The sequence below is a fragment of the Streptomyces sp. OfavH-34-F genome (assembly GCF_022347745.1).
Taxonomy (GTDB): domain Bacteria; phylum Actinomycetota; class Actinomycetes; order Streptomycetales; family Streptomycetaceae; genus Streptomyces.
The window spans coordinates 1-3,114 of record NZ_JAKRGC010000491.1 but is presented as its reverse complement, the minus strand read 5'-3'; the positions used below and the strand labels follow the sequence as shown (position 1 = coordinate 3,114).

Below are 3,114 nucleotides of genomic sequence, written 5' to 3'. Positions count from 1 at the left end.
CTCGACGCGTACCCGCGGGCCGGGGTCCGTGGCCCGCGCCGGGAGCCGTGCGGCCGTCAGGCCCGTGCCCTCCACGCGGTACGCCGCGTCGACCGTGTCCGCCAGGCGGCGCGGGTCGTGGTCCACGAACACGACCGTCGCCCCGGCCGCCACCCGCTCCCCCGCGGCCCGGTCCAGTTCGGCGCGCGCCTCGGTGTCGAGGCCCGTCCACGCCTCGTCCAGCACCAGCAACTCCGGTTCGGCGAGGAGCGCCTGGGCCACGGCGACCTTCTGGCTGGTGCCCTTGGAGAGTTCGGCGAGCGGGGTTCGGGCGTGGGTGGTCGCGCCGAAGCGGGTCAGCCAGTGGTCCGCGCGGTCCGCCGCCTCGCGCCGTCGCAGACCGTGGACGCGGCCGAGGTGGACGAGATACCCGGCCGCCGTGAAGGGCAGGGCGGCCGGAAACCGCTCGGGGACGTACGCGGTACGCGGCCGGTGGCCGGTGATCCGGCCCTCGGAGGGGGCGTCGATCCCGGCCAGCAGCCGCAACAAGGTGGACTTGCCGGTGCCGTTGGCGCCCTCCACACGGACGAGCGCGCCGGCGGGCAGGGCGAGGTCGATGCCGCGCAGCACCCACGGCCCGGCGAGGCCGTACCGCCGGCCGACCCCCCGCAGCCGCAGCGCCTCCGGTCCGGTGCTCAGTGGGACGACGCCTTCTCGGGCTTCAGTTCGCTGGGGCGTACGACGACGAAACCGTGGCCGTCCAGGCGCAGTTGCACGGCCTCGCCCGAGCCGCCCCGGATCATCGAGCCGACGCTCTGCGAGCGGTGCAGCGAGGTCTGGAGCTGGGCGCTCCAGCCGACGACGGCGTCCGTGTCGACGAAGACCGGCTGCTGGGGCGTGACCGGGATGACGATCGGATAGCCGTCGCACATCAGGCCCAGCTTGCCGTAGCCGGTGAACACGCTGTTGAAGAGGCCGCCGCCGGTCATGCCCGCGCCCTTCACGACCTTGATCTCGTACGAGAGCGTCGCGTCGAAGCACAGGACGTTGCGGCCGTTGATGGTGAGGGCGTCGCCCTGCTCCAGCTCCACGATGAAGCAGTTGGCGGCCTCGTGGGCGAACCACGCCTCGCCCAGGCCGCGCACGGCCATCAGCGGCAGCCCCTCGCCGGTGACGGCGCGCTTGAGCAGGCCGCCTATGCCCTGGCCCTTGTGCTCGAACTGCAGGTCGCCGCGGAAGGCGACCATCGATCCCTGGCGGGCGTGCATCTCGCCGTTGACCGCGTACTTGATGGATTTGGCGTTCTGCAGCGTCATGCCGGGGGCGGTCGCCTGCTCCACCATGTGCTCACTGGAAAAAAGATCGCTCTTCATGGGCGGCATCCTCGCCCGGACCCACCCATTCCGCCAACAAGGCCGTCCGGGGCGGCTGGCAGACTGGGCGGGTGAGCAGCGACGACACGACAAACCGGGACGAGGCACCGCAGTACGTGCTCCCGCTCGTGGTACGGATCGAGAAGACCGCGCCGCCGGCCCGCACCGATGCCCTGCGCACGGCGGCCCGCGCGGTCCTGGTGATGCTCTCCGACGAGCGTTCGGTGGGCGAGGGCGAGTGGGCGGGGGCGATGCGGGACTGGCAGGACGCCCGTATCCGCAAGGTGGTCCGCCGGGCGCGCGGCGCGGAGTGGCGCAAGGCCGCCGCGCTGCCGGGGATCACGGTGACGGGCGAGGAGGCGGAGGTACGGGTGTTCCCGCCGGTGCCGCTGGACGGCTGGCCGAAGGAGCTGGCCAAGCTCCAGGTCTCCGGGACCGACCTCGACGACCCGGAGCCCCCGGCCGCGCCCGGCCCCGGCCGGCCGGTGCTCTGGCTCAACCCGGACCTCGGCATGTCCGCCGGCAAGGAGATGGCGCAGGTCGGGCACGGGGCGCAGCTCGCCTGGTGGGAGCTGTCGGACGCCGAGCGCGAGGCGTGGCGCGCGGCCGGCTTCCCGCTCTCCGTGGCCACGGCGGAGCCGGAGCGGTGGCGGGAGCTGACGGTGAGCGGGCTGCCGGTCGTCCGGGACGCGGGCTTCACCGAGATCGCGCCGGGGTCGTGCACGGTGGTCGCCGACCATCCGGCGTTGCGCACCCGCCGCTGAGCGGGGCGGCCAAGCCCCGCCGGACACGCCCTGGGCCGGTCCAACCTCAAATGTTGCTCTGAACGTCGGCCGTTCCGGGTTCACCGCCGCGCGCCGGGGCCATCACCCTGGCACGGAACGAGGGGGAACACATGGGGGACGGCATGGGGGACGGTCTGAGGCTGGGCGTCGGGATCGGCTGGCGGCCGGAGATCGCCGACGAGGTGGAGGCGCTGCCGGGGATCGAGTGGGTGGAGGCGGTCGCGGAGAACCTCTGCGCCGGTCATCTGCCGGCCTCGCTGGTGCGGCTGCGGGAGCGCGGGGTGACGGTGGTGCCGCACGGCGTCTCGCTGGGCCTGGGCGGGGCCGAACGCCCCGACCCGGGCCGGCTGGCGGACCTGGCCGACCGGGTCGCGCTGCTGGACGCCCCGCTGGTGACCGAGCACATCGCGTTCGTACGGGCCGGCGGGGCGCGCACCGCGTCCCCGGCGCTGGAGGCGGGGCACCTGCTGCCCGTGCCGCGCACCCGCGCGGCGCTGGACGTGCTCTGCGAGAACGTGCGCATCGCGCAGGACGCGCTGCCGGTGCCGCTGGCGCTGGAGAACATCGCGGCGCTGGTCTCCTGGCCCGGTGAGGAGCTGACGGAGGGGCAGTTCCTCGCGGAGCTGGTCGAGCGGACCGGGGTGCGGCTGCTGATCGACGTGGCCAACCTGCACACGAACCACGTGAACCGGGGCGAGGACCCGGCGACCGCGCTGGACGAGCTGCCGGTGGAGGCCATCGCGTACGTGCATGTGGCGGGCGGGATCGAGAAGGACGGCGTCTGGCACGACACGCACGCCCACCCGGTGACCGCCCCGGTGCTCGACGTGCTGGCGGAGCTGCGCTCGCGGGTGGATCCGCCGGGCGTCCTGCTGGAGCGCGACGACGCGTTCCCGCCCGCCGGGGAGCTGGCGGGCGAGCTGGACGCGATCCGGGAGACGCTGGCGAAGGGCGGTCCTGGCCGGGCGGGCGCGATG

At 74.3% G+C, this 3,114-nt stretch carries 4 protein-coding genes; 2 read left to right on the top strand and 2 right to left on the bottom strand.

The genetic code is table 11. The features are described from left to right. A partial coding sequence (locus MHW47_RS33810; RefSeq protein ID WP_239227667.1) for an ATP-binding cassette domain-containing protein occupies positions 1-609 on the bottom strand: 609 nt, incomplete at its 3' end. 65 nt (positions 610-674) lie between these two features. Then, positions 675-1,352: an AIM24 family protein gene (locus tag MHW47_RS33805; RefSeq protein ID WP_239227666.1), complete on the bottom strand. Its 678-nt coding sequence runs from the start codon at positions 1,350-1,352 to the stop codon at positions 675-677. A gap of 71 nt (positions 1,353-1,423) precedes the next feature. Between MHW47_RS33805 and MHW47_RS33800 the strand changes: the two genes are divergently transcribed. Together MHW47_RS33800 and MHW47_RS33795 are read left to right on the top strand one after the other, a co-directional pair. Continuing rightward, positions 1,424-2,116: a peptidyl-tRNA hydrolase gene (locus MHW47_RS33800; protein ID WP_239227665.1), complete on the top strand. Its 693-nt coding sequence runs from the start codon at positions 1,424-1,426 to the stop codon at positions 2,114-2,116. Between the two features lie 155 nt (positions 2,117-2,271). Next, a partial coding sequence (locus tag MHW47_RS33795; protein WP_239227668.1) for a DUF692 domain-containing protein occupies positions 2,272-3,114 on the top strand: 843 nt, incomplete at its 3' end.

Bases quoted from the DNA above. Each gene is read 5' to 3' on its own strand.
- MHW47_RS33805 (WP_239227666.1), bottom strand. From the start codon at position 1,352: ATGAAGAGCGATCTTTTTTCCAGTGAGCACATGGTGGAGCAGGCGACC.